This window comes from Bacteroides intestinalis (assembly GCF_003464595.1).
Taxonomy (GTDB): Bacteria; Bacteroidota; Bacteroidia; order Bacteroidales; family Bacteroidaceae; genus Bacteroides; species Bacteroides intestinalis_A.
Genome location: NZ_QRZF01000006.1, coordinates 111785 through 132979 on the forward strand (window position 1 = coordinate 111785; position 21195 = coordinate 132979).

At 43.1% G+C, this 21195-nt stretch carries 23 protein-coding genes and 1 pseudogene; 17 read left to right on the plus strand and 7 right to left on the minus strand.

Going from position 1 to position 21195, the window contains the following annotated elements; translation table 11 throughout:
- The first annotated feature begins 4 nt into the window (after positions 1-4).
- The 4 genes from DWW10_RS10505 (at position 5) to DWW10_RS10520 (ending at position 3165) form a co-directional block, all read left to right on the plus strand.
- Positions 5-1357 (plus strand): MFS transporter, encoded by a 1353-nt coding sequence (locus DWW10_RS10505; protein WP_022392025.1) that lies wholly within the window; start codon positions 5-7, stop codon positions 1355-1357.
- Between the two features lie 127 nt (positions 1358-1484).
- Entirely contained in the window at positions 1485-1754 is a 270-nt protein-coding gene (locus tag DWW10_RS10510) for a hypothetical protein (protein ID WP_022392023.1), read from the plus strand.
- A 53-nt stretch (positions 1755-1807) separates the two neighbouring features.
- Positions 1808-2650 carry an AraC family transcriptional regulator gene (locus DWW10_RS10515; RefSeq protein WP_022392022.1) on the plus strand — a complete coding sequence of 281 codons (843 nt, stop codon included), beginning with the start codon at positions 1808-1810 and terminating at the stop codon, positions 2648-2650.
- Positions 2651-2718: 68 nt separating this feature from the next.
- Complete coding sequence (locus DWW10_RS10520; protein WP_022392021.1) at positions 2719-3165, plus strand: DUF4405 domain-containing protein; 447 nt, start codon at positions 2719-2721, stop codon at positions 3163-3165.
- On the opposite strand, the pseudogene DWW10_RS26420 reads toward DWW10_RS10520, so the two are convergent.
- The 4 genes and pseudogenes from DWW10_RS26420 to DWW10_RS10540 form a co-directional block, all read right to left on the minus strand.
- A pseudogene (locus DWW10_RS26420) lies at positions 3156-3353 on the minus strand (transcriptional regulator); the annotation flags it as partial. The gene DWW10_RS10520 and the pseudogene DWW10_RS26420 sit on opposite strands and share 10 nt — an antisense overlap.
- Before the next feature lie 155 nt (positions 3354-3508).
- Complete coding sequence (locus DWW10_RS10530) at positions 3509-3760, minus strand: hypothetical protein (RefSeq protein WP_022392019.1); 252 nt, start codon at positions 3758-3760, stop codon at positions 3509-3511.
- Positions 3748-4242: a DUF2269 family protein gene (locus DWW10_RS10535; protein ID WP_022392018.1), complete on the minus strand. Its 495-nt coding sequence runs from the start codon at positions 4240-4242 to the stop codon at positions 3748-3750. The genes DWW10_RS10530 and DWW10_RS10535 overlap by 13 nt, the downstream gene beginning before the upstream one ends.
- Positions 4243-4462: 220 nt before the next feature.
- A complete protein-coding gene (locus tag DWW10_RS10540) occupies positions 4463-4666 on the minus strand; it encodes a helix-turn-helix transcriptional regulator (protein ID WP_022392017.1) in 204 nt (67 codons plus the stop codon).
- Positions 4667-4903: 237 nt separating this feature from the next.
- Between DWW10_RS10540 and DWW10_RS10545 the strand changes: the two genes are divergently transcribed.
- Complete coding sequence (locus DWW10_RS10545) at positions 4904-5260, plus strand: type II toxin-antitoxin system MqsR family toxin (protein WP_022392016.1); 357 nt, start codon at positions 4904-4906, stop codon at positions 5258-5260.
- Complete coding sequence (locus tag DWW10_RS10550) at positions 5257-6243, plus strand: type II toxin-antitoxin system antitoxin SocA domain-containing protein (protein WP_118421357.1); 987 nt, start codon at positions 5257-5259, stop codon at positions 6241-6243. The genes DWW10_RS10545 and DWW10_RS10550 overlap by 4 nt, the downstream gene beginning before the upstream one ends.
- Before the next feature lie 82 nt (positions 6244-6325).
- Here the strand turns inward: DWW10_RS10550 and DWW10_RS10555 are convergent, their stop codons facing one another.
- The 3 genes from DWW10_RS10555 to DWW10_RS10565 all read right to left on the minus strand — a co-directional run bounded on the left by DWW10_RS10555 (position 6326) and on the right by DWW10_RS10565 (position 10515).
- Complete coding sequence (locus DWW10_RS10555) at positions 6326-7894, minus strand: ATP-binding protein (RefSeq protein WP_118421355.1); 1569 nt, start codon at positions 7892-7894, stop codon at positions 6326-6328.
- A gap of 107 nt (positions 7895-8001) precedes the next feature.
- On the minus strand, positions 8002-10113 hold the full coding sequence (locus DWW10_RS10560; protein WP_118421353.1) for a BT4734/BF3469 family protein: 2112 nt from the start codon (positions 10111-10113) through the stop codon (positions 8002-8004).
- Between the two features lie 198 nt (positions 10114-10311).
- Positions 10312-10515: a DUF4248 domain-containing protein gene (locus tag DWW10_RS10565; RefSeq protein WP_373151178.1), complete on the minus strand. Its 204-nt coding sequence runs from the start codon at positions 10513-10515 to the stop codon at positions 10312-10314.
- Positions 10516-10728: 213 nt separating this feature from the next.
- Here DWW10_RS10565 and DWW10_RS10570 point away from each other — a divergent pair, with 213 nt between their 5' ends.
- The 11 genes from DWW10_RS10570 to DWW10_RS10615 all read left to right on the plus strand — a co-directional run bounded on the left by DWW10_RS10570 (position 10729) and on the right by DWW10_RS10615 (position 21094).
- Positions 10729-11187, plus strand: a complete 459-nt coding sequence (locus DWW10_RS10570) for an HU family DNA-binding protein (RefSeq protein WP_118421351.1) — start codon at positions 10729-10731, stop codon at positions 11185-11187.
- Positions 11188-11224: 37 nt separating this feature from the next.
- On the plus strand, positions 11225-11320 hold the full coding sequence (locus tag DWW10_RS26035; RefSeq protein ID WP_022210678.1) for a smalltalk protein: 96 nt from the start codon (positions 11225-11227) through the stop codon (positions 11318-11320).
- Between the two features lie 14 nt (positions 11321-11334).
- Complete coding sequence (locus DWW10_RS10575) at positions 11335-11781, plus strand: N-acetylmuramoyl-L-alanine amidase (RefSeq protein ID WP_118421349.1); 447 nt, start codon at positions 11335-11337, stop codon at positions 11779-11781.
- Positions 11782-11857: 76 nt separating this feature from the next.
- Positions 11858-13423 (plus strand): hypothetical protein, encoded by a 1566-nt coding sequence (locus tag DWW10_RS10580; RefSeq protein ID WP_118421347.1) that lies wholly within the window; start codon positions 11858-11860, stop codon positions 13421-13423.
- A 169-nt stretch (positions 13424-13592) separates the two neighbouring features.
- Positions 13593-14084 carry a PaaI family thioesterase gene (locus tag DWW10_RS10585; RefSeq protein ID WP_025726399.1) on the plus strand — a complete coding sequence of 164 codons (492 nt, stop codon included), beginning with the start codon at positions 13593-13595 and terminating at the stop codon, positions 14082-14084.
- Positions 14085-14592: 508 nt separating this feature from the next.
- Positions 14593-15447: an ATP phosphoribosyltransferase gene (gene hisG, locus DWW10_RS10590; protein ID WP_061434326.1), complete on the plus strand. Its 855-nt coding sequence runs from the start codon at positions 14593-14595 to the stop codon at positions 15445-15447.
- A gap of 121 nt (positions 15448-15568) precedes the next feature.
- A complete protein-coding gene (hisD, locus tag DWW10_RS10595) occupies positions 15569-16849 on the plus strand; it encodes a histidinol dehydrogenase (protein ID WP_118421345.1) in 1281 nt (426 codons plus the stop codon).
- Between the two features lie 93 nt (positions 16850-16942).
- Positions 16943-17980, plus strand: a complete 1038-nt coding sequence (gene hisC, locus DWW10_RS10600) for a histidinol-phosphate transaminase (RefSeq protein WP_118421343.1) — start codon at positions 16943-16945, stop codon at positions 17978-17980.
- Entirely contained in the window at positions 17973-19124 is a 1152-nt protein-coding gene (hisB, locus tag DWW10_RS10605; RefSeq protein WP_118421342.1) for a bifunctional histidinol-phosphatase/imidazoleglycerol-phosphate dehydratase HisB, read from the plus strand. Before hisC ends, hisB begins: the two co-directional genes overlap by 8 nt.
- Positions 19125-19224: 100 nt before the next feature.
- A complete protein-coding gene (locus tag DWW10_RS10610) occupies positions 19225-20505 on the plus strand; it encodes an AAA family ATPase (RefSeq protein WP_118421340.1) in 1281 nt (426 codons plus the stop codon).
- Positions 20495-21094, plus strand: coding sequence for a hypothetical protein (locus DWW10_RS10615; RefSeq protein WP_052340632.1), 600 nt, complete (start codon positions 20495-20497; stop codon positions 21092-21094). Before DWW10_RS10610 ends, DWW10_RS10615 begins: the two co-directional genes overlap by 11 nt.
- The last annotated feature ends 101 nt before the right edge of the window (positions 21095-21195 follow it).

Below are 21195 nucleotides of genomic sequence, written 5' to 3' on the forward strand. Positions count from 1 at the left end.
GAATATGCTGAAATATATTATTAATTTTTACAGGGTCTCAATGCCGAGACCTTGTAACGGAGAGTCTTTGTCCGAACAGAAGAAACGGTTGAAGCGTTTGCAATGGTCTACTTTTTTGGCTGCAACCTTTGGGTATGGAATGTACTATGTTTGTCGGCTCAGTTTGAATGTAATGAAGAAACCGATTGTAGATGAGGGAATTTTTTCAGAAACCGAATTAGGAATCATCGGTTCTGTACTCTTCTTTACCTATGCAATCGGAAAGTTTACAAATGGATTCCTGGCTGATCGCAGTAATATAAAACGTTTCATGACTACAGGCTTATTGGTTACTGCCTTGGTCAATCTTTGTTTGGGATTTACCAACTCATTTATTCTCTTTGCCATTCTTTGGGGAATCAGTGGTTGGTTTCAGTCTATGGGAGCTGCTTCGTGTGTAGTGGGGCTTTCCCGTTGGTTTAGTGATAAAGAGCGTGGGTCTTTCTATGGCTTTTGGTCTGCCAGCCATAACATAGGCGAGGCTTTGACTTTCATCATTGTTGCTTCTGTGGTTAGTGTTCTGGGATGGAGGTATGGTTTTCTGGGCGCAGGTCTCGTGGGGCTTATCGGAGCGTTGATTATATGGCGTTTCCTTCATGATACTCCTCAAAGCGAAGGACTTCCGGCGGTGAATCAGCCTAAAGAGAAAAAAGAAATGAATGCTGCGGAAGCTGCTGATTATAATAAAGCGCAAAAGCAGGTTTTGTTGATGCCTGCCATTTGGATATTGGCTTTGTCCAGTGCTTTTATGTACATCAGCCGTTATGCGGTGAACAGTTGGGGAGTGTTTTATCTGGAAGCGGAGAAGGGATATACCACTTTGGATGCCAGTTTTATTATTTCTATCAATTCGGTTTGCGGCATTGTTGGTACAGTCTTTTCCGGATTCATATCGGATAAACTGTTCGGCGGACGTCGCAATGTGCCTGCATTGATTTTCGGATTAATGAATGTAGCCGCTTTGTGTCTGTTTTTACTCGTTCCTGGTACACATACTTGGGTAGATGTGGCGGCTATGATATTATTTGGAACAAGTATTGGTGTGTTACTGTGTTTCCTGGGTGGATTGATGGCGGTTGATATTGCTCCGCGTAACGCTTCGGGTGCGGCACTGGGAGTAGTGGGGATCGCCAGTTACATAGGCGCCGGATTGCAGGATGTGATGAGTGGTGTGTTGATCGAAGGAAACAAGACGGTAGTGGATGGAACGGATGTTTATGACTTTACGTATATCAATTGGTTTTGGATTGGGGCTGCAATCTTATCAGTATTGTTAGCATTATTAGTTTGGAATGCTCGGAATAAAGAGCCTGAATAGGTATTGTATAAATTAATAACAACTAAGATTATGGAACTTGAAGAATTGCGTGATGCACTGAAAATAGCCAGTGCTCGCGAGTATGCTCTCATTGAAGAGCTGTTGGTCTGTGTCGATAAAAAAAAGTTTGATTAAACAGATCAGGCAAACAGAAAAAAATGATACGCCTGCAAGGGTGGAGTATTACGGTAACCCGAAAGCAGTTACCCGCGTGCTTGTGAAGTTGATAGAGCAAGGGAAGCTGCGCTACAACGGTGAGGACAATTACTCACGGATCATCCGTACGCTGACTGCGGTGGTGGATGTGGTGAATGAATCGACGGGAAAAATTATGAGCGGGGAGTCGCTGGTATCGTATGTAAAGTGGATACGGTCGGGGGAGTTGCCGGAAGAATAAGGGAGAAAAGGCGGAGTAATCCGCCTTTTTGCTAACTTTGCAAAAAACATTGCATGGCGGATATTCCTCTACATAAAGCAGTTCAGCAATCCGATTTCGGGATATTTGCAAAGGAAGTTTCTCCTTTTTCCCCGAACCGGCTGATCAATTACACACATCGGGATAGTTACTATATATTCGGTATAGTGGAGAGTGGAACCTGTCGTGTCGGCATTGATTTCAAAGATTGCGACCTGTCGGCGGGGAGCGTTATCTGCACCCAGCCGCATCAGGTGCATCGGATCGTTGATAAAGGGGATGCAAAGTCGTTTCTCTTATTCATCGACGGGGTATTTATAGATGCTCCCACCAAACAGACCCTTGCCGAGTATGCCTTATCGCCGATACCATTTAAGATAAGCGATACGCAACGCACCGAGTTGATTCAACTGTTTGCCATGATTCTCCGCAGGATAGGCGAGCGGGAAAATGATGAATCGAAAACAGTTTTACAGAATCTGGCATGTACCGTTGTCGGGATCATAACGGCTGCCGCCCGGAAAATAATCGGGCGTGAATCCAAAAACAGAAGGCACATTGAAATTACATTGGCCTTCAAAGAATTACTTTCTGCTAATGAGCAAATAAACAGAAATGTATCTTATTATGCAGAATCTTTGCACATCTCATCGGTGTATCTGAACGAGGTGATTAAGAACGTTACAGGCGTGAGCGTAAGCAGGTACATTCAAAATGAACTCATATTGCATGCCAAACGAATGTTGGTATATACCTCTCTGACTGTGCGGGAGATTTCCACTCATCTGGGGATAGATGATTATGCCTATTTCACACGGTTGTTTACAAAGGCGGTTGGCATAAGTCCCACTCTCTACCGGAAAAAATACCTCGAATAATACAATCTTAACCTTACATAGTCTATTCTTCTATTTATTAATGCACTGTAACTTTGCAAACAAAAAAGATGAATAGAAACAGATTTATTTACTTCACGGATTTAATGTTGCTCCTTGTATTTATTTTATCATTCTACACGGGCGTCGAGTTGCATATTGCAGGACAAGGGGGCGATCATGAGAGTTGGCATATCTGGGCGATATTTCACACGAATGCCAGTCTGCTGTTTATGATATTGGGGATTATTCATGTCAAGAGTCATTGGGCTTGGTATAAGGGGCTGAGAACGGTAGGATGCAAAGGAAAAAGAAAAGCTGTATTGCTATTGTCGATTGTTTTTCTGTTGGCTGTTGTTTCGGGGATATTACTGGTGTGCTTCGTTGATGGTGCAAACTCTTCGCTGGGGTTGTGGCATTATAGAATCGGTGTTTTTGTAAGTGTTTTGGGGGTACTTCATATATTGAAGAGGAAAAGGGGGCTGTATAAGGGGGTGAGGAGGCATGTGTATTGCTGACTACAATTCATTCTTTCAGCCAGTTGTTTTTGGGTTATTTTCATTTGCTCCATTTTATCAAGCATCTGCATAGCTATTTTCTGAGAATAGCGAAGCCATGATTTATTTGCTATTCTGTATTCAGCTTCTTCCCGCCAACGGGATGGAGTGGACGAAGCGTGTTCTCTGAGTTTTGTCTGTGGTGTCATTGTCTACAAAGATAAATGAAATGAATGAGTTAATAAAGAAGATACAGAAAAAAGCGGCGAAAGATTTGAAAAACACCACCATGTTTTTCAAATCTTTCGCCGCTTTTTTCAATCTTTCTGCCAACTTTCCGGAGGATATTTCCTTGCTTTTATTCCTATATATCTTTTATCATATGAATTGTTGTGGTGGTATGTCCGGAATTTCCTAATCGTGATTCTAAATGTCGGAAGCCTTTACGTTCGTATAGGGAGACTGCATTTTGAAATTGAGGAAATGATTCGATATAGAGTTGCTTATATACACTTTCTGTTTTAGGCGCATCAAACTCTTCAAAGACTTTGCGTATCAGGGCAGCTATTTCCTTATTGTCTTTTTCTTCGATAGGACGAATTATTACTTTTTCCATGGTTTTTGCACAGAAATAAAAATGAGTACTAATAATAATACAGTTTGAACAGTACCCCATATTTGTGTGGTCTGTATATTATCGAGAAAGGCGGGATCTGTCAAGGCGGCATCTCTGAGTTGATTGGCAATAATGACGTTATTATTTATGCAAGGCCCTAATACCCATGTGCCGAATGCCATTTGCAGGATTGTCATTACCCATTTTACAATAATCCAGCGATGCTTGAAAAAGCCCCAATTAGTCCAAATGCTGTATATCAATCCCGTAATAAGAGATCCAAAGGCACCACAAATAATGAAGTAATCGTCTATTATCTGCAATATTCTTGAACGCATATAAAGTTCATCTCCAGATTCTGGATGAACAGTAAAGACCAGAAGGCAAAGTGCAACACCTCCAATGATCCAACTAAATGCGAAAAAGATGTGGAACATCTTCAAAATTTTAATTCCTTGCGGTTTGAGTTTCTTTACTGCCATAGCTTTTTTGTTTTGTTGATTATTGAAGAATATATTAGAACGGTTAGGTAGAGTTAGGTTACTTTTAAAACTTTCGTGAGAAAGGATAAAAATAGAAAGTAATTACTCTCTGAAGTTTAAGTGTATAAGGGAAGTTACAAAAGTAACCTAACCTGACCTAACAGATTGTTTCATATCGGATGCAAATAGAGTACTTTCTGACCCTTTATTCTGTGTCACCTCATTTATTTATCTCCTTTACCTGCATGATAATCTCTAATCCCAATATTTCAGCAATCTTGCTGAGAGTGCTGAATGTGGGATTACCCTTGCCTGCCTCTATACTTTTGATTATGCGCAGACTTAATTCTGTATAATCAGCCAGATCTTGTTGGGTTAATTCTAATTGCAAGCGGCGATCTTTTATGATTTGACTTATATTCATGGTGCAATATATTGCCTTTTATGGGTAAATATAGCATTTATCATTGAATAAAATAGGGAAAAGTGCAATATATTGCATTATTTGCATGCTTTTGATATTGAAATATTGACTAAAATGAAGAGTTTGTTTGATTTGTATTGGGGATTATTTGTAATATTTCAACTTTGAAGTTGAAATATTGCTTTAAATTTTGCGAGTATTCAATTTTAATGTCTATTTTTGTAGAAAAATAATAATATGGCAACACAAGAGGAGGTTGAAGCGTTTTTAAAGCAATTCCATCAGAAGTTAAAAGTCTTTAGTATTATCTTTAGAGATGAAAGAGGAAAAAATGCTCAAACATTAGCTGATTTGGAAATAACCCCAAAATATAGAGAAACTATTATAAAAGCAATTGAAGTAGAAGATTATTCTCAGGGACCAATAGTTGATACACTTAATCATTTAGGCGATATGTGGGTGTTCGGAAAGGATGTGAAAGGTCATGAGATTTATATAAAGATTTCGCTTGGAAGAGATAATTGTCAAACGATATGTATTTCATTTCATATTGCAGAATATAGAATGAAATACCCATTTAAAGGAGGAAAATGATGAAAAGCCCTTTTACAGGAGGAAATGTAAGCCTTCAGCAAGAAAATTCAGAATTGGTATTTCGCAAAGAGAAGTTTCAATACACTTATCTTTATTATGAGTGTGAGGATACTAAAGAGCATTTCACAACGACGGAAATTGATGAGTTAAATCTTGCACAAGTGTACAATCAGTACAGAATAAAATATGGTATCCCGTTTCCTGATGAAATAAAGCAGATACGAGAAATGTATGATCTGTCAGCTTTAAAGATGTCTGAGATATTGGGGTTTGGGGACAACCAGTATAGATTGTATGAAAGTGGAGACATGCCAAGTGAAGCGAATGGAAAAGTGCTGAACTTGATAAAAGATCCTGCAATCTTCGAGACATTTGTAAGAAATGCAAGATATCAGTTGGAAGAAAAAGAGTTTAAACGGATATTGGCTAAGCTAAATAAAGTAATAGAATCCCAACTACCTAATATTGAAGAAGAACTGATTTATGACTCATATACAAGAGGGAGCATAAATGGCTATGCAACGCAGTCGTATAAGAAGCTTAAGAATATCTTATTATACTTTATAGAGCGTTGTGACGGGGTGTTTAATACTAAGATGAATAAGTTACTTTTCTATACCGATTTTCTTTGTTATAAAAAGTATGGAAGGGCCATGAGTGGTTTGGCTTATAAGGCTATTCAATATGGTCCTGTACCTGTAAGATGGGATAGGGTATATAGTTTGGTGGATGGTGTTGACCAAGATATTATTGAATTTGAATCTGGTTATTCCGGGGTAAAGTTAGATTCATTATTGATGCCGGATATGAATGTTTTTTCTCCGGAAGAATTGTCGGTGTTAGAATCTGTATATGAAAATTTTAAAAATTCAACTGCCGCCGATATTTCTGCCATAAGTCATAATGAAGATGCTTGGAAAAAGTATTATGGCACCAATAAACTAATTGATTTTAGAGAAGCTTTTACTTTGAAAGCTTTATAATGAAACTTATCATTCTGTCATTCAAGGATAAAATTTAGCTATGCTTTGAATGACAGAATGACGGTAAGTGCCTTTCGGATTTTTACATCACATTTAGCCAACGGCTGATATTACGCTCTTCCGCGCTGAACTCTACTCCAAGTTTTATCACTTCACGTCCGTCAGCCTGATAAGGAATCAGGTAACCTTTGTCTTCAATCTGTTGCAGGGCTTCTTCAGCTGTACCGTTCAATTTGAATTCGAAGACGTAAATGTATTTAGGGGTTTTTACTACGGCATCTGCACGTCCTGTGGCACTTTCAACTTCTGCTTGGGTGAACTGTCCCATCAGTTTGAAAACCAAATAGAAAACGACTTGGTAATGACGTTCGGTCTTCGCGTTCAGTTGATAGGGGAAATCGGCAAAGAAGGCTTGTAGGCGGGTGAGGAAGGCATTGTAATCGCCTGCACGTAACTCTTGCACAAATTTACCGATATAAAAACCCTGGTCGCTGTTTGTCATTGAAGTATAGAATGGTACCAGAAAATTGATGAAACCGTAACGAACTTCATCGTTTGGGAATAACAACAAATAGTTGCCGAATTCCTTGTCATAATCCTTTATAGTAAGATAACCACTCTGATAAATCAACGGAATCGGATTATTAGCTTCTACACGATACTCGGAGAACATAGAAGCCGGGGCTTCGATGCCATCAAGTAAGATACGAAGGTCATATTCTGACTTTCGGAGCATTTCAACCAGAAAAGTCGGAGTTCCTGTCTGAAACCAGTAATCTCCTAATTCCCGTTTACTGAAAGCGTTCAGCACACTGAAAGGATTAAAAACTCCGTCTCCTTTCGGATGAAAGTGATAGCCATCGTACTGACGGGCCATTTTATTGACAGTTTCTTCTGCAGAAAGCTTGTTAATCCTGCCGAATTCTTCTATTTCGGGCGTAAAGGTTTCAACCAACTCTGTCCGGGTGATACCGCATACTGTGGCATAAGAATAATCCAGGCTGATGTCATTCAGTTGATTCAGATCGCTGAACACACTGACTTGCGAGAATTTAGTAACTCCCGTAAGGAAAGCAAAACGCAGGTAGCGATCAGCACTTTTCAGTACCCCGTAAAAAGCTTTTAGAGTTTTGCGATAATCTTCCAGTAGTGCATCATTATCGAGGGCTTGCAACAGGGGTTTGTCGTACTCGTCCACTAAGACCACTACACCACAACCTGCCTGTTCATAGGCACGTTCTATGACATATGCAAAGCGTTCTTCGGGGCTACGATCCTTTTTTTCATTTCCGTATACAATTTCCCATTTTTCCAATGTTTGGTTGAGCATTGCTATCAGGTCGGCTGGAGTTTCATACTTTTTGGCATTTAAATCCAGATGCAGTACCGGATATTTTTTCCATTCCGTCTCCATCTTTTCAATGGCAAGGCCTTCAAAGAGTTCTTTCTTACCTTCGAAGTAAGCCTCGAAAGTGGACAGGAGCAGGCTCTTGCCGAAGCGGCGGGGGCGGCTCAGGAAATAAGGCTTGCCTGTATTGGCAATAAGCCAAACAAGCGCAGTCTTATCCACATATAGATAATTACCTTGGCGGATATCCGCAAAAGTTTGTATTCCGATAGGAAGCTTGCGTAATGATGTATTATATTCCATAAACACACATTTTTTCTTTTATAGCTTCAAAGATAATTGTTTTTTTTCAGAATTGTTCGTTTTGGCACAGTTTTGATGCAGCTACGAGCTACAAACGACAAGCCATATCACTGATACAACTGGTTATTTCTCACACTCTCCGCCTCCAGAAGTATTACCTCGTAGCGCCTCATATTCTTGCTTGTAACATACTGGAAGCCATATTTGGTGAGAATCTTCCCTAACAGGATTTTTCCGGCATGGTTATATTGATAGCCGGTTCTGTTTCTGATTTCTTCCGCTATTTCGCTCACCGTCATATACTTGAAACTTTCGAAACGTTCCGGTTTGCGGAAGTGCGTCAACAGCATTTCTTCTTCGGGAGTCTGAAAGATGAAAGGCTTGTTGTTGCGCTCTATCTCATCATTTTCGTCGGCTTCGAACCAGTAGCGATAGCCGGTCTCCAGCAGATGCTTGATTTGGGCGTAGAGCTGTAGGTAGTCGATTTCGTAGCGGTCTATCTTTTCGATTTCGTAGCAGAGGAAGCGGCGGTTGCCGGTGGGATCGTACAACACTTGCGGGTAGTTGCAGGTGCCGGCAAAGGATGCCCAGTGGGGCAGGTTCAGGGTATGACGGGCATAAGGCAGGCGGATACTGATAAACTTCCGGGTGATAAGGTCCTTCAGCAGACTGAGTTCGTGCCCCGTCATACCCTCGAACTCATCAAAGTTGATGAGCATAAATTCCGCCATGCGGGAGAGGTCGTCCTTGTTTCCGGCGGAGATGATGCCGGTGCTGAGATAATCGGTTCGTAAGTCATCTGACAGGATTTTGTTGATGAAAGTCGTTTTTCCCAGGTTCTGCTTGCTGCATAGCAGGAGGCAAAGGTGGTTCACTACCTCTTCTTGCGTGGCGGCGGCTACCATACCTACCAGAAAATGCCTGAAACCTTTCAGCCAGAATTCTCTTTGGGCTGGAATGGTGTGGACACTTTCGGCAAGGCGGCCGATGTGGTCGATGCCGTCCCATTGAGGCAGATGATTCATATATTCGCGGATGGGATGGTAGGAGAAACTGAAATCGGAGTAGATCAGGTTCTCCATGTTCTTGACGCTGCAAGGGTAACCGGCTTCGTTCAGCTCCATCCAGATGCTGTTACTTACCATGTCATCCAGCATGACGAAATCCTCTTCACCCTTTTTGCGACATTCCATGCGGTGCTTCATCTGGTTGTAGCGCGTTTCGTAATGACTGTTGATATACTGTCCGATGCGGAGGAAGTTCCATTGCGAGGTTCTCAACTTACGTGTGTTAAATTCGTCCGTATGCTGATAAGCACTGTCCGTCAGGGAGTCAATCTCTTCGGGCGGTATGTCGGTGAAGTTGAGGCGCAGGAAAGGGGCGACTTCTTCTTTGGGGATGCCGTAAGCATTGTATGTGCAGGTTAGCCGGAACAGATAGTTGTTGCGGTTGCCTTCTTCGTACTTGTTTTTGTGATCGTGATAGTAAAGAAGGAGGGCAAGCAAGGAACGGCTTTCGCTTTGGGGATAAGAGATGTTGTACGGAGGCTTTTGGTACGGAGGCTTTTCTGTAGTTGTTCCTGAAGACTTTTTCCGTCCGGGAGTTTTCTTTTTCTTTTCTCTGAGAGGACGGTTGAGGTCGACGATAAGAATCTGCGGATTAGGATTCAGATAGACATTCTCGTCGTGAGGCAGATAGCAGATGCGCGTCATGTCTTTGCCCGATTCGTCGATGTCCGTCTGGCAAAGCTCTTCGTAGAGTGCGGCAACCTGGTCGTAGGCATGAGCATGGTAGTTACGGACTTCCTCGGGAGATTGCGGCAGGGTGCCGTCGGGCAGACTGGTGATTGTGGTCAGTTTGTAACCGTTTCCCTTCGGACTGGTAAAGCTGATGTGGGTATGCGGATTTCCGGTGACTGCCTTTGAGATGCGTGCCAGTTCTTCGGGGGATTTCTTGTCGAGGTCGAGGACGATTTCCCCGTTATACTCAGTCAGTTTGTCGTATCGGCGTCCACCGGTGAAGCGGGCGGAGAAGGTGACGGAGGGAAGTTCTCCTTTTATGGAGTCAGCGGTTGCGATGTCATTGGCAGTGATATGCTGTCGGATGTCAAGAGTCATGTGTGCCAGTTTTTCATCGTGGCGGATGAGGTTAGCCACTTCTTCGTCGGTTACTTCGGCGCAGGGCGGTTGTTTTTTGTTTTGATAATATGAATACTTCATTGTTTGTATGTTTTTGAGGGAAAGTTGACGAGTTAACAAGTTGACCAGGTGACAAGGTTCCATGCGGCATAGAAGCATTGCGCAGCTCCTTGTTCCCTTGTCAACTCGTTTCCTTCCTTTCTTTCCCTATTTTGTTGCAAATTAACAGATGTGTCCGATAACAGGAAATAACTTTTGGCTTTTTGCGTAAAGTTAAGTTTAAGGTTCGCCCAGGTAGTCGACTATTACTTTTACTTGGCGGGGCGTGAAAATGTGGTTCCGGTCCTGATAACCCAAATGAATCAGTTCTGCATGCAGTTCGGCGTTGTGGAGTATCCAGCGGCGAAGTACTTGGGTGGCGTTTTTAAGGGTTAGTTGTGGATTGTAAAGATGAGCCAGTTCCGATTTTGTGTAACTGCGCACTGTGAAAGTGCTTTTTTCTTCTTTCATTTTCTTGTATTTATTGATTCTTAATGTGATGTAAATTTACTAAAAATAAACGGTTGGTGAAAGTTTTGAGACGTGTTTGTTTCAATAATATTCGTAAAGCTTCATTGGCGACTGAGGGATGTCTGTCATCTGGTATATTTGCAGTGTAAATCGGTGATTTACATTCATTTTAAAAATTTAATTGATATGGCAACATCCATGAATTACTCAGTGGTGGCTCGTAAAAATCCTTCCAAGAAGAGTGAGCCCGCAAAGTATTATGCCCTGGCGCAAGCCTCGGGTGAGTTGGACTTCGACGAAATGTGCGAAGCGATAACCGGACGTACCACATGTACGGAAACTGATGTGCGTGCCGCACTGGCGGGCATCATTTATGAGGCGAAGCGTGCCCTGAAAGCGGGGCGCATCGTCAGGTTGGGAGATTTAGGCTCTTTACAAATGGGCCTCAGTAGTGAGGGCGCAGAAAAGGCGGAAGATTTCACGCTATCCATGATTAAGAAGTCACGTATCAACTTCCGCCCCGGCAAAGGGTTGACGGACATCACGAAGACGATGGCGTACACACGTGTGGTGACGCGAAGCATGCAGTCATCCGAATCGGGTGGTTCTGCTGATGGGGGGATTGAAGAAAATCCGTTAGGATAGAATCATTAAACATTAAATCACTAAAAAACTGATCGTTATGAAGAAGATTACTTGGGACACTGTTTTGAAAGTTGTTATTGCGATGGCTTCTGCCTTATTGGGGGCGTTGAGTGCACATGCTATGACGATATAAATGGTATGTCGGTTATGAGAAAGATTGATCTGATTATTATTCACTGTTCCGCCACAAGGGCGGACAGTGATTTCAGTGCGCAGGACGTGGATACGGCGCATCGTTACAGGGGCTTTTCATCGTGGGGGTATCACTATTATATCCGGAAGTCGGGACAGGTGGAGTTGATGAGGTCGGAAGATGTGCCCGGAGCGCATGCCCGTGGATACAATGCGAATAGTCTTGGAGTGTGTTATGAGGGCGGTCTGGATATGAACGGACGTCCTGCCGATACGCGGACTTTACGACAGAAAGAGGCGATGCACCGACTGGTAGCCAATCTGTTGCAGAGTTATCCGGAGGCGCGGGTGGTGGGACACCGGGATCTGAGCCCTGATAAAAACTACAACGGCATTGTAGATCCTTGGGAAAGGACGAAAGAGTGTCCTTGTTTTGAAGTAAAAGCGGAGGCGTGGGAGTAAAAAACTCCCCGCCTTTTTTTGTGCGTGCCGAAGTATTGTTACATTTGTGGCAACATATTGAAAAACACTATTGGATATGAGACACCTATTTATCTCTGAGAGATGTAAAATATTTGGTTTGCTTCTTCTGTTGGCAGCTGGTTCGGCTGCACTTCGTGCTCAGGATCAGCCGGGCATTAAAAACATACGTACGGTGGTGTATGAGCCGCTGCTGAAGGACACTACGTGGGTGACCGGCAAGGTGGTGGATTACATTACATTCGTGAAATACGACAGCAAAGGCCGTGCGATGGTAGAGAACAGGCTGAAGCCGGACGGCAGTCCGCATGGTAAACTGGTGTATGTGTATAACCCTGCCGGACAGGTGTCGCGTGAGATTTATGCAACTGCGGATAAAGGAGTCAGCGATTGTTGGGGCTATACCTATGATGAAAAAGGGCGGCTGAATTGCATTGCCTATATGAACGGGCAGGAAGATACACTCCAGATTACTTCTGCCTTGTACGATGAAGCGGGAAAGATGTTGAAAATGTACTTCAAAGACTATGTGAACAAGAGGTCATCGGGCAGACAAGTGCTGTACAATGCGGATGGAACGCCGGAGAAGATTATCCTGATGGGTGGGCCGGATGAAAAGATGGAACGCGTGGGAGAATACCCGATTGGAAAGGGGGATACACTGACGCTGAAAAGAAGGGGTGCACTACAGTTAGGTAAGATGCGGGTGGTGAAAGATGATAATCAGAAGAATCCGATTCGGAAGATAGATGAAGCGGGTAACTGGACAGAGCGTTTTGAAGGTTGCAATGAATATGGAGAACCGAATTTCATTATCCGCAGGGATATAGAGTATGTAGGCGGTGGAAATGACTGGGAGAAAATACCCGTGCGCGGTAAAGTGAAGAAGGTACAGCAAAGGTCGTACGTTGCCATCGCCAAAGGTCCGCAGGTGGTGGATAAGGGAGAGAAGAAAGGGCAGTTCTTCGTTTATGAGTTTGGTGAAAACGGACGGAAAATAAAAGAGGAACGGTTCACGGAAGCGGGAGTATGCCGGGAGAAGATTCAGTATGAATATAATGAGAATGGGAATTTGTCGAAAGAAAGCCATTATACACCGGCGAATGTGCTGACGGTAAACAAGAGTTATGGATATGATAAGGAAGGGCGTCTCAAGCACTGTTCAATACTGGATGATAAGGGTGAAATTATGCAGCGGGATGTGTATCGCTATGACATAGAAGGTAATATGGTACAGGAAGCCGGTTACCTGACGAATGGAACAAAATGTAGTGAGTTCCGTTATATATATGATTCCTATGGGCAGCAAATAGAGCGGAAAGTGCTGTTGCAACCCGAAGGATCTGATCCGGTTGGCTCTGTTCGGAGAGGCTATAATTTTCAGGGGCGTGTAGTGTTCGAAGAATATCTTTCACCGGATGGTACATCTCAAAGCCAGCATACGTATCGGTACAATACCAAAGGGGAACTGATTTCCGGAACAGAGCGTCCGGAAGGGCAAACCGAAGAAGTGAAATACGTCTATAAATTCCATAATGACAATCAGGGAAACTGGAAAATCAGAATCAAGTATATAGACGATGTGCCGGTGGTGTACGAAGAGCGTGAATATACATATTATTAGTGTGGATATTAGGCGCGGATTACACGGATTGCGCGGATTTAAAGCTGCGCTATTGTGTCAATTAACTAAAAAATTCGCGTAATCCGTGTAATCCGCGCCTAAAAAAGTACCATTTACAATCTTTTTGTAGAATCTGCGAAACTTGAATTAAAAATAAAAATGAAATTGTATGAAGAAGATTATTAACCCGTGGAAAGATTTGGAAGGATACAATTGTTTCGGTTGTGCTCCCAATAATGAGTCCGGTGTGAAAATGGAGTTTTACGAGGATGGCGACGAGGTGGTGAGCATCTGGAAGCCGCGTCCGGAGTATCAGGGTTGGCTGAATACGCTGCATGGTGGCATTCAGTCGGTGTTGCTGGATGAAATTTGCGGATGGGTGGTAGTGCGTAAGTTGCAGACAAGCGGGGTGACTTCGAAGATGGAAACCCGTTTTCGTAAACCGGTGTCGACTAAAGACTCGCATGTCGTGTTGCGGGCTTCCATACGCGAACAGAAGCGGAATATCGTAATTATCGATGCGAAACTTTATAATGAGGCGGGAGAGGTGTGTTCGGAGGCGGTATGCACTTATTTTACTTTCCCGAAGGAGAAGGCGGAACAGGAAATGCACTTTCATCACTGCGATGTGGAGAAGGAGGAGATTCTGCCGCTGATTTAAGTTTGCTTACTATGGACGGTTAATGAATATAATTTTAGGCGCGGATTACGCGGATTACACGGATTAATGACTGCGCTATCACACTATATTACAGGAAAAGAATCCGTGTAATCCGCGTAATCCGCGCCTAAAATTATTATCGGCATTTAGTTCATTACTTTCCCATAATAAATTGATCTGTGCAAATCAGTGTAATTTGTGACGTAAACTAAGAAAATGATAGGAAAACGAAACTTTTTGTGATAAATCTTTGGAAGTTTCAAACGGATAGTTTACTTTTGTCGCATCAAAACAAAAGAATTGTATGAAAAATATTGTTGCACATCATCACCATCATCATTACCTGACGAATAATCGGTAGGCGTATGATTGTATGTGCATAATGAATAAACATATAAATGACGAGGCTTGCCGGATAATGGTAAGCCTCGTTTTTTGTTTTCAAGAGTTTAGTTAAGTCTAGTTTAGTTTTTGTGAGTAGTTAAATCGTAAAATTATAAATAAGATTATGTTATTAAGAATTGCAGTACAAGCTAAAGGTCGTCTTTATGACGAGACGATGTCATTTCTGGGAGAGTCGGATATCAAATTGAATGCAGTGAAACGTTCATTGCTGGTACAATCGTCTAATTTTCCTGTAGAGGTATTATTTTTGCGTGATGATGATATTCCACAGTCAGTGGCAACAGGCGTGGCGGATATAGGTATCGTAGGCGAGAATGAATATGTGGAGAAGAATGAAAATGCAGAAATTGTAAAGCGTCTCGGATTCAGCAAATGCCGTTTGTCACTGGCTATTCCGAAGGATATCGAATATCCGGGTGTACAGTGGTTTGAAGGGCGGAAGATTGCGACGTCGTATCCGGGTATCCTCAGTACATTCTTGAAAACTCAGAATGTGAATGCGGAGATACATGTGATTACAGGTTCCGTAGAAGTGGCACCAGGTATCGGACTGGCAGATGCGATTTTTGATATTGTTAGTTCGGGTTCTACGTTGGTGAGCAACCGGTTGAGAGAAGTGGAAGTGGTGATGAAATCGGAAGCACTGCTGATTGGTAACAGGAATCTGTGCGATGAGAAAAAGGAAATCCTGAAAGAGTTGCTTTTCCGTATGGATGCTGTGAAGACGGCGGAAGATAAGAAATATGTGCTGATGAATGCACCGAAGGAACGTTTGGAAGAAATTATCCAGGTGCTTCCGGGCATGAAGAGTCCGACGGTGATGCCGTTGGCACAGGAGGGCTGGTGCTCGGTACATACGGTGCTGGATGAAAAGTGCTTCTGGGAGATTATAGGAAAGCTGAAGTCGCTGGGGGCAGAAGGGATTTTGGTGCTGCCGATTGAAAAAATGATAATTTAGTGACGAAAATTGTTACGCGGAAGTATCTTAAATTCTCCTCCTCCTGGGAATTGAGATAGTCAGAATATCAATAACTACACTGGTAAATTATCATTTATCTAATAATAAATAATATACAATCATGAAATTAATAAATAATCCGGATAGATCACAGTGGGCGGAGATACTGAAACGTCCGGTGATGAATACTGAGAATCTGTTCGATACGGTGCGGGGGATTATAGATCGCGTGAAGTCGGACGGTGACCGTGCGGTGCTGGAGATGGAGGCAAAGTTTGATAAGGCGGAGCTGACATCGCTGGCGGTGACGGAGGCGGAACTGAAAGAAGCGGAGACGCTGGTGGATGAGAAGCTGAAGGCGGCTATCCGCCTGGCTAAACAGAATATAGAGACTTTCCATGCTGCACAGCGTTTTGAGGGCAAGAAGGTGGAAACCATGTCGGGCGTGACGTGCTGGCAAAAGGCGGTGGCTATTGAAAAGGTGGGATTGTATATTCCCGGAGGAACAGCTCCTCTGTTCTCTACGGTGCTGATGCTGGCTGTGCCTGCAAAGATTGCGGGTTGTAAGGAGATTGTGCTTTGCACACCGCCGGATAAAGAAGGACGGGTGCATCCTGCTATTCTTTTTGCTGCACAGGTGGCAGGGGTGAACCGGATATTCAAGGCAGGTGGCGTACAGGCTATTGCTTCGATGGCTTACGGAACGGAAAGCGTGCCGAAAGTTTACAAGATATTCGGTCCGGGAAACCAGTATGTGACGGCAGCGAAACAGTTGGTCAGTCTGCGTGATGTGGCGATTGATATGCCTGCCGGTCCATCGGAAGTGGAAGTGCTGGCGGATGAAACGGCGAATCCGGTATTTGTAGCTGCGGATCTGCTGAGCCAGGCTGAACACGGTGTGGATAGTCAGGCGATGCTGATTACCACTTCGGAGGATTTGCAACAGGCTGTGAAAGAGGAGGTGGAACGTCAGTTGGAACTTCTGCCCCGTAAGGAAATTGCGGAGAAGTCTCTTGCCAACAGTAAGCTTATTGTGGTGAAAGATATGGAAGAGGCCATCGAACTGACGAACGAATATGCACCCGAACACCTGATTGTGGAAACTGCGGACTATATGCAGGTGGCAGAACGTGTGGTGAATGCGGGCTCCGTTTTCTTGGGATCGCTCTCACCGGAAAGTGCGGGAGACTATGCTTCGGGAACGAATCATACCTTGCCGACGAACGGATATGCGAAAGCTTATAGCGGTGTGAGCCTGGATAGTTTTATCCGGAAGATTACGTTCCAGGAAATCCGCCCGGAAGGTATGAAGAATATCGGTCCTGCTATTGAAGAGATGGCGGCGAACGAACATCTGGATGCGCATAAAAATGCGGTAACAGTGAGATTAAAAACAATATAGAATACAAATTATATGGATTACACGAATAAGGGTAAAGATGAAATTTGTGTAATTCGCGTAATCAGTGTTCAATACTTTATCATATTATAGATCATGAAAACATTGCAAGAACTGACCCGTCCGAATATCTGGAAGCTGAAACCTTATTCTTCGGCACGTGATGAATATAAAGGTGTAACGGCATCGGTATTTCTCGATGCGAACGAGAATCCGTACAACCTGCCGCACAACCGCTATCCCGACCCGATGCAGTGGGAACTGAAAACGGAACTTTCCAAGATAAAGAAGGTGGCTCCCGAGCATATTTTCCTGGGCAATGGTAGCGATGAAGCTATCGACTTGGTCTTCCGTGCTTTCTGTGAGCCGGAAGTGGACAATGTGGTAGCTATCGATCCCACTTACGGCATGTATCAGGTGTGTGCTGATGTGAATAATGTGGAGTATCGCAAAGTCCTGCTCGACGAGTATTTCCAATTCTCGGCAGACAAATTGCTGGCAGCTGCGGATGAACGGACGAAGTTGATTTTCCTGTGCTCGCCTAATAATCCTACCGGAAACGATCTGTTGCGCAGTGAGATAGAGAAGTTGCTGCGTGAGTTTGAAGGGTTGGTGATACTGGATGAGGCGTACAGTGACTTTTCAGAATCTCCGTCGTTCTTGCTGGATTTAGATAAATATCCGAATCTAGTTGTGTTCCAGACTTTTTCTAAAGCATGGGGCTGTGCGGCTATCCGTCTGGGAATGGCGTTTGCTTCTACGGAAATCATCGGTATCCTGAGTAAGATAAAGTACCCTTATAATGTGAACCAACTGACTCAGAAACAAGCAATAGAGATGTTGCATAAGTACTATGAGATAGAGCGTTGGGTGAAGAGGCTGAAAGAGGAACGCGAGGATTTGGAGAAACGCTTTTCCGAACTTTCGTTGACGGTGAAAGTATTTCCGTCTGATGCCAATTTCTTCCTGGTACGGGTGACGGATGCGGTGAAAATCTATAATTATCTGGTAGGAGAGGGGATCATCGTCCGCAACCGTAATTCTATATCGCTTTGTGGCAACTGCCTGCGTGTGACGGTAGGAACGAGGATGGAGAATGATAAACTGATAGAAGCATTGAAAAGCTATGAGTAAGAAAGTATTATTTATAGACCGTGACGGGACTTTGGTGATTGAACCGCCCGTAGATTACCAGTTGGATTCGTTGGAAAAGTTGGAGTTTTATCCCAAAGTGATGCGTAACCTGGGCTTCATCCGTAGCAAATTGGATTTTGAGTTTGCGATGGTGACCAATCAGGATGGGTTGGGCACGGCATCTTTCCCGGAAGAAACTTTCTGGCCTGCGCATAACCTGATGATGAAGACGCTGGAGGGTGAAGGGATTACGTTTGATGAAATCTTCATCGACCGTAGTATGCCGGAAGATATGGCGCCTACCCGGAAGCCGCGCACAGGGATGTTGACGAAGTATCTGAATAATCCGGAGTACGATCTTGCCGGAAGTTTCGTTATCGGTGACCGTCCGACGGATGTGGAACTGGCTAAGAATCTGGGTTGCCGGGCTATTTATCTGCAGGATGATACAGCATTGCTGAAGCCGGAATCAGAAGGTGGAACTGCTGCCTGCGAAGGTCTGGAAGAGGTATGTGCCCTTGTCACGAAAGATTGGGATAAAGTTGCCGAATTCCTTTTCGCCGGAGAACGCAAAGCGGAAGTACGCCGCACAACAAAGGAAACGGATATTTTCGTGTCTCTGAATCTGGATGGTAATGGTGCTTGCGACATCCATACCGGACTGGGTTTCTTCGACCACATGCTGGAGCAAATAGGCAAGCATGGCGGTCTGGATCTGACGATCCATGTGAAAGGTGATTTGGAAGTGGATGAGCATCACACCATAGAAGACACTGCGATTGCATTAGGCGATTGCATCTATCAGGCATTGGGCAACAAGCGTGGTATCGAGCGTTATGGCTATGCCCTGACGATGGATGACTGCCTTTGCCAGGTTTGCCTGGACTTCGGCGGACGTCCCTGGTTGGTATGGGATGCAGAGTTCATTCGTGAAAAGATTGGTGAGATGCCGACAGAAATGTTCCTGCATTTCTTCAAATCCCTGAGCGATGCCGCCAAGATGAATCTGAATGTCAAAGCGGAAGGCCAGAACGAGCACCATAAGATAGAAGGCATTTTCAAAGCGCTGGCCCGCGCTATAAAGATGGCGGTGAAGAGGGATATCTATCACTTTGAATTGCCGAGTTCGAAGGGAGTGCTTTAATATTTAATTCTTTTTTCTCACTGCTATAACCGGATAATTTCATAACTTTGTCAAATAGATATAGAAAATAAAATCTAAGGGCATTAAGAGTTATATTGGAATGGCGCATCTGATTATTAAAAATATTGGCCCCATAAATGAAGTGGAATTTGATTTGAATAAAATCAATATCTTCATGGGGCCGCAAAGCAGTGGAAAAAGTACAATTGCTAAGATTGTAAGCTATTGTGCGTGGCTGGAGAAACGCGTATCTCTGGAACAGTCCTTCGTAAAATACAAAGATGATAAATTTGTGGAACGTTTAATTTCGTTTCATAAAATGGAAGGATATATCCGCGAAGATTCATATCTGGAGTATGAATCGGATGTTTATAAGGTGGTATATAAAGGTTTGGGAACTTCTCCGGATTTTGAACTGAAAAGTACGAGATGGGGGTACAAACTGGAGAAAATAGCCTATATACCGGCTGAGAGAAATATCATTTCCGTGCTGCCACAGTGGAGTACTATAAAGATGTCGGACACCAGTACTGCAAACTTCATGGAGGACTGGGGGAATATGCGCGAACTATTCACAGCTGACAGACCCTTGAATATCCTTTCTCTGGGGGTTAAATACTATTATGATAAATCAAGTAATAAAGATTATATCCGTTTGGATAGTGGAACGCAGATTCAATTGTTTTCTTCTTCAAGTGGAGTGCAATCGGTAGTTCCGCTATTATTGCTTTGCCATACGCTTCTGAATGATGATTTGAGAGATGAACTGGATTCTCATGTGTCTTTTGATAATAAGGTGATCTACGAAGAGCTAAAAGAAATTATTTATCGTGATAGATTCCGTGTAAATGTAAGGAGGAATCCGGATATAGATGCTGCTTCGGAAACTTTCCATGAAGGTGAGGGCGTAAATGAGCATTTCAGAGTTTTTCGACCGGGAGAAAAAGATTTGTTTTATCAGACTGTTGATCATTTTACCAAAACTCAGTGTTGCGATCTGATTATAGAAGAGCCTGAAGAGAACTTATTCCCTGATATACAACAAGACTTTACATACTATATCATTCGTGAAATCCTGAAGAAAGAAGGGCATAAATTATTGATCACCACACATAGTCCTTATATACTTTTTGCATTGAATAATTGTTTGATGGGGAAATTGGTGGAAAAGAATATTCCGAATGAAAAGAGAAAGGAATATCTTTCGAGCAATGCGTGGATAGATCCTAAGTTAGTTTCAATCTATGAGATTCACGAAGGTGCTTTGAAGTGCATTCAGGATAAGGATGGCATCTTGGAAGATAACTATTTGAACCAGGCTTATAAAATGAATTCTACAGAGTATTTGTCATTGCTTAATTATTACGAGGATGAAGAATAGAATCTGTGGAGTTTATTCGTTGTGTGAGGTGGCTACTACTGAAGCAAAGGAACTTCATATCGTTGATTTTACAGAACGAACCATGTCCGCCAGAAAAGTGGAAATACATACAAAAATCCCTTTTATTCCCGAAACTACGACAGAAATGGATGGTCTGACATTGAATAATGCAACATCGTTGTCTGTTGATCATGTTATTTTTGATGATTGCCAATTTAAGGATGATAAAGGATTGCAAATAGAACATTGTGAATGTTGTCTTTTTCCTTCGTCCGGTAATGAGGGATGCTGGATTATGTTTGTTGAGATAAAGGACTGCAAACCTAAGAATATTGCAGTTTATAAGGAAAAGTGTAAATCCCAGTTAGTTTCTACTATTCAGGATTTTAGAAAGCATAATTTGATTTCAGACACGAATAAGGTACATGCCGTAATTTCTTTTCCCCGCCGGAATAAAACTGCTTTTAATGAAATGATAGTAGGAGATTTGATTGAACAGACCCGTTTATTCAAGGAACATAAGATCTATTTTGTAGCAACAAATAAGATGGCAATAAGAGATTATCAGATACTGGAGCCTGTTTTGTAAAAAGAAGATGTCCATTTCTGAACATCCCCACTGTCCGATAATGAACACCCACCCCTGCCCAGAAGCATCCTGACGCTTTGGCACGCTCTTTGCTTTTCTGT

Coding starts and splice junctions, on each gene's coding strand:
- DWW10_RS10505 (WP_022392025.1), top strand. CDS start 5: ATGCTGAAATATATTATTAATTTTTACAGGGTCTCAATGCCGAGACCT.
- DWW10_RS10515 (WP_022392022.1), top strand. CDS start 1,808: ATGGCGGATATTCCTCTACATAAAGCAGTTCAGCAATCCGATTTCGGG.
- DWW10_RS10520 (WP_022392021.1), top strand. CDS start 2,719: ATGAATAGAAACAGATTTATTTACTTCACGGATTTAATGTTGCTCCTT.
- DWW10_RS10530 (WP_022392019.1), bottom strand. CDS start 3,760: ATGGAAAAAGTAATAATTCGTCCTATCGAAGAAAAAGACAATAAGGAA.
- DWW10_RS10535 (WP_022392018.1), bottom strand. CDS start 4,242: ATGGCAGTAAAGAAACTCAAACCGCAAGGAATTAAAATTTTGAAGATG.
- DWW10_RS10540 (WP_022392017.1), bottom strand. CDS start 4,666: ATGAATATAAGTCAAATCATAAAAGATCGCCGCTTGCAATTAGAATTA.
- DWW10_RS10545 (WP_022392016.1), top strand. CDS start 4,904: ATGGCAACACAAGAGGAGGTTGAAGCGTTTTTAAAGCAATTCCATCAG.
- DWW10_RS10550 (WP_118421357.1), top strand. CDS start 5,257: ATGATGAAAAGCCCTTTTACAGGAGGAAATGTAAGCCTTCAGCAAGAA.
- DWW10_RS10555 (WP_118421355.1), bottom strand. CDS start 7,894: ATGGAATATAATACATCATTACGCAAGCTTCCTATCGGAATACAAACT.
- DWW10_RS10560 (WP_118421353.1), bottom strand. CDS start 10,113: ATGAAGTATTCATATTATCAAAACAAAAAACAACCGCCCTGCGCCGAA.
- DWW10_RS10570 (WP_118421351.1), top strand. CDS start 10,729: ATGGCAACATCCATGAATTACTCAGTGGTGGCTCGTAAAAATCCTTCC.
- DWW10_RS26035 (WP_022210678.1), top strand. CDS start 11,225: ATGAAGAAGATTACTTGGGACACTGTTTTGAAAGTTGTTATTGCGATG.
- DWW10_RS10575 (WP_118421349.1), top strand. CDS start 11,335: ATGAGAAAGATTGATCTGATTATTATTCACTGTTCCGCCACAAGGGCG.
- DWW10_RS10580 (WP_118421347.1), top strand. CDS start 11,858: ATGAGACACCTATTTATCTCTGAGAGATGTAAAATATTTGGTTTGCTT.
- DWW10_RS10585 (WP_025726399.1), top strand. CDS start 13,593: ATGAAGAAGATTATTAACCCGTGGAAAGATTTGGAAGGATACAATTGT.
- hisG (WP_061434326.1), top strand. CDS start 14,593: ATGTTATTAAGAATTGCAGTACAAGCTAAAGGTCGTCTTTATGACGAG.
- hisD (WP_118421345.1), top strand. CDS start 15,569: ATGAAATTAATAAATAATCCGGATAGATCACAGTGGGCGGAGATACTG.
- hisC (WP_118421343.1), top strand. CDS start 16,943: ATGAAAACATTGCAAGAACTGACCCGTCCGAATATCTGGAAGCTGAAA.
- hisB (WP_118421342.1), top strand. CDS start 17,973: ATGAGTAAGAAAGTATTATTTATAGACCGTGACGGGACTTTGGTGATT.
- DWW10_RS10610 (WP_118421340.1), top strand. CDS start 19,225: ATGGCGCATCTGATTATTAAAAATATTGGCCCCATAAATGAAGTGGAA.
- DWW10_RS10615 (WP_052340632.1), top strand. CDS start 20,495: ATGAAGAATAGAATCTGTGGAGTTTATTCGTTGTGTGAGGTGGCTACT.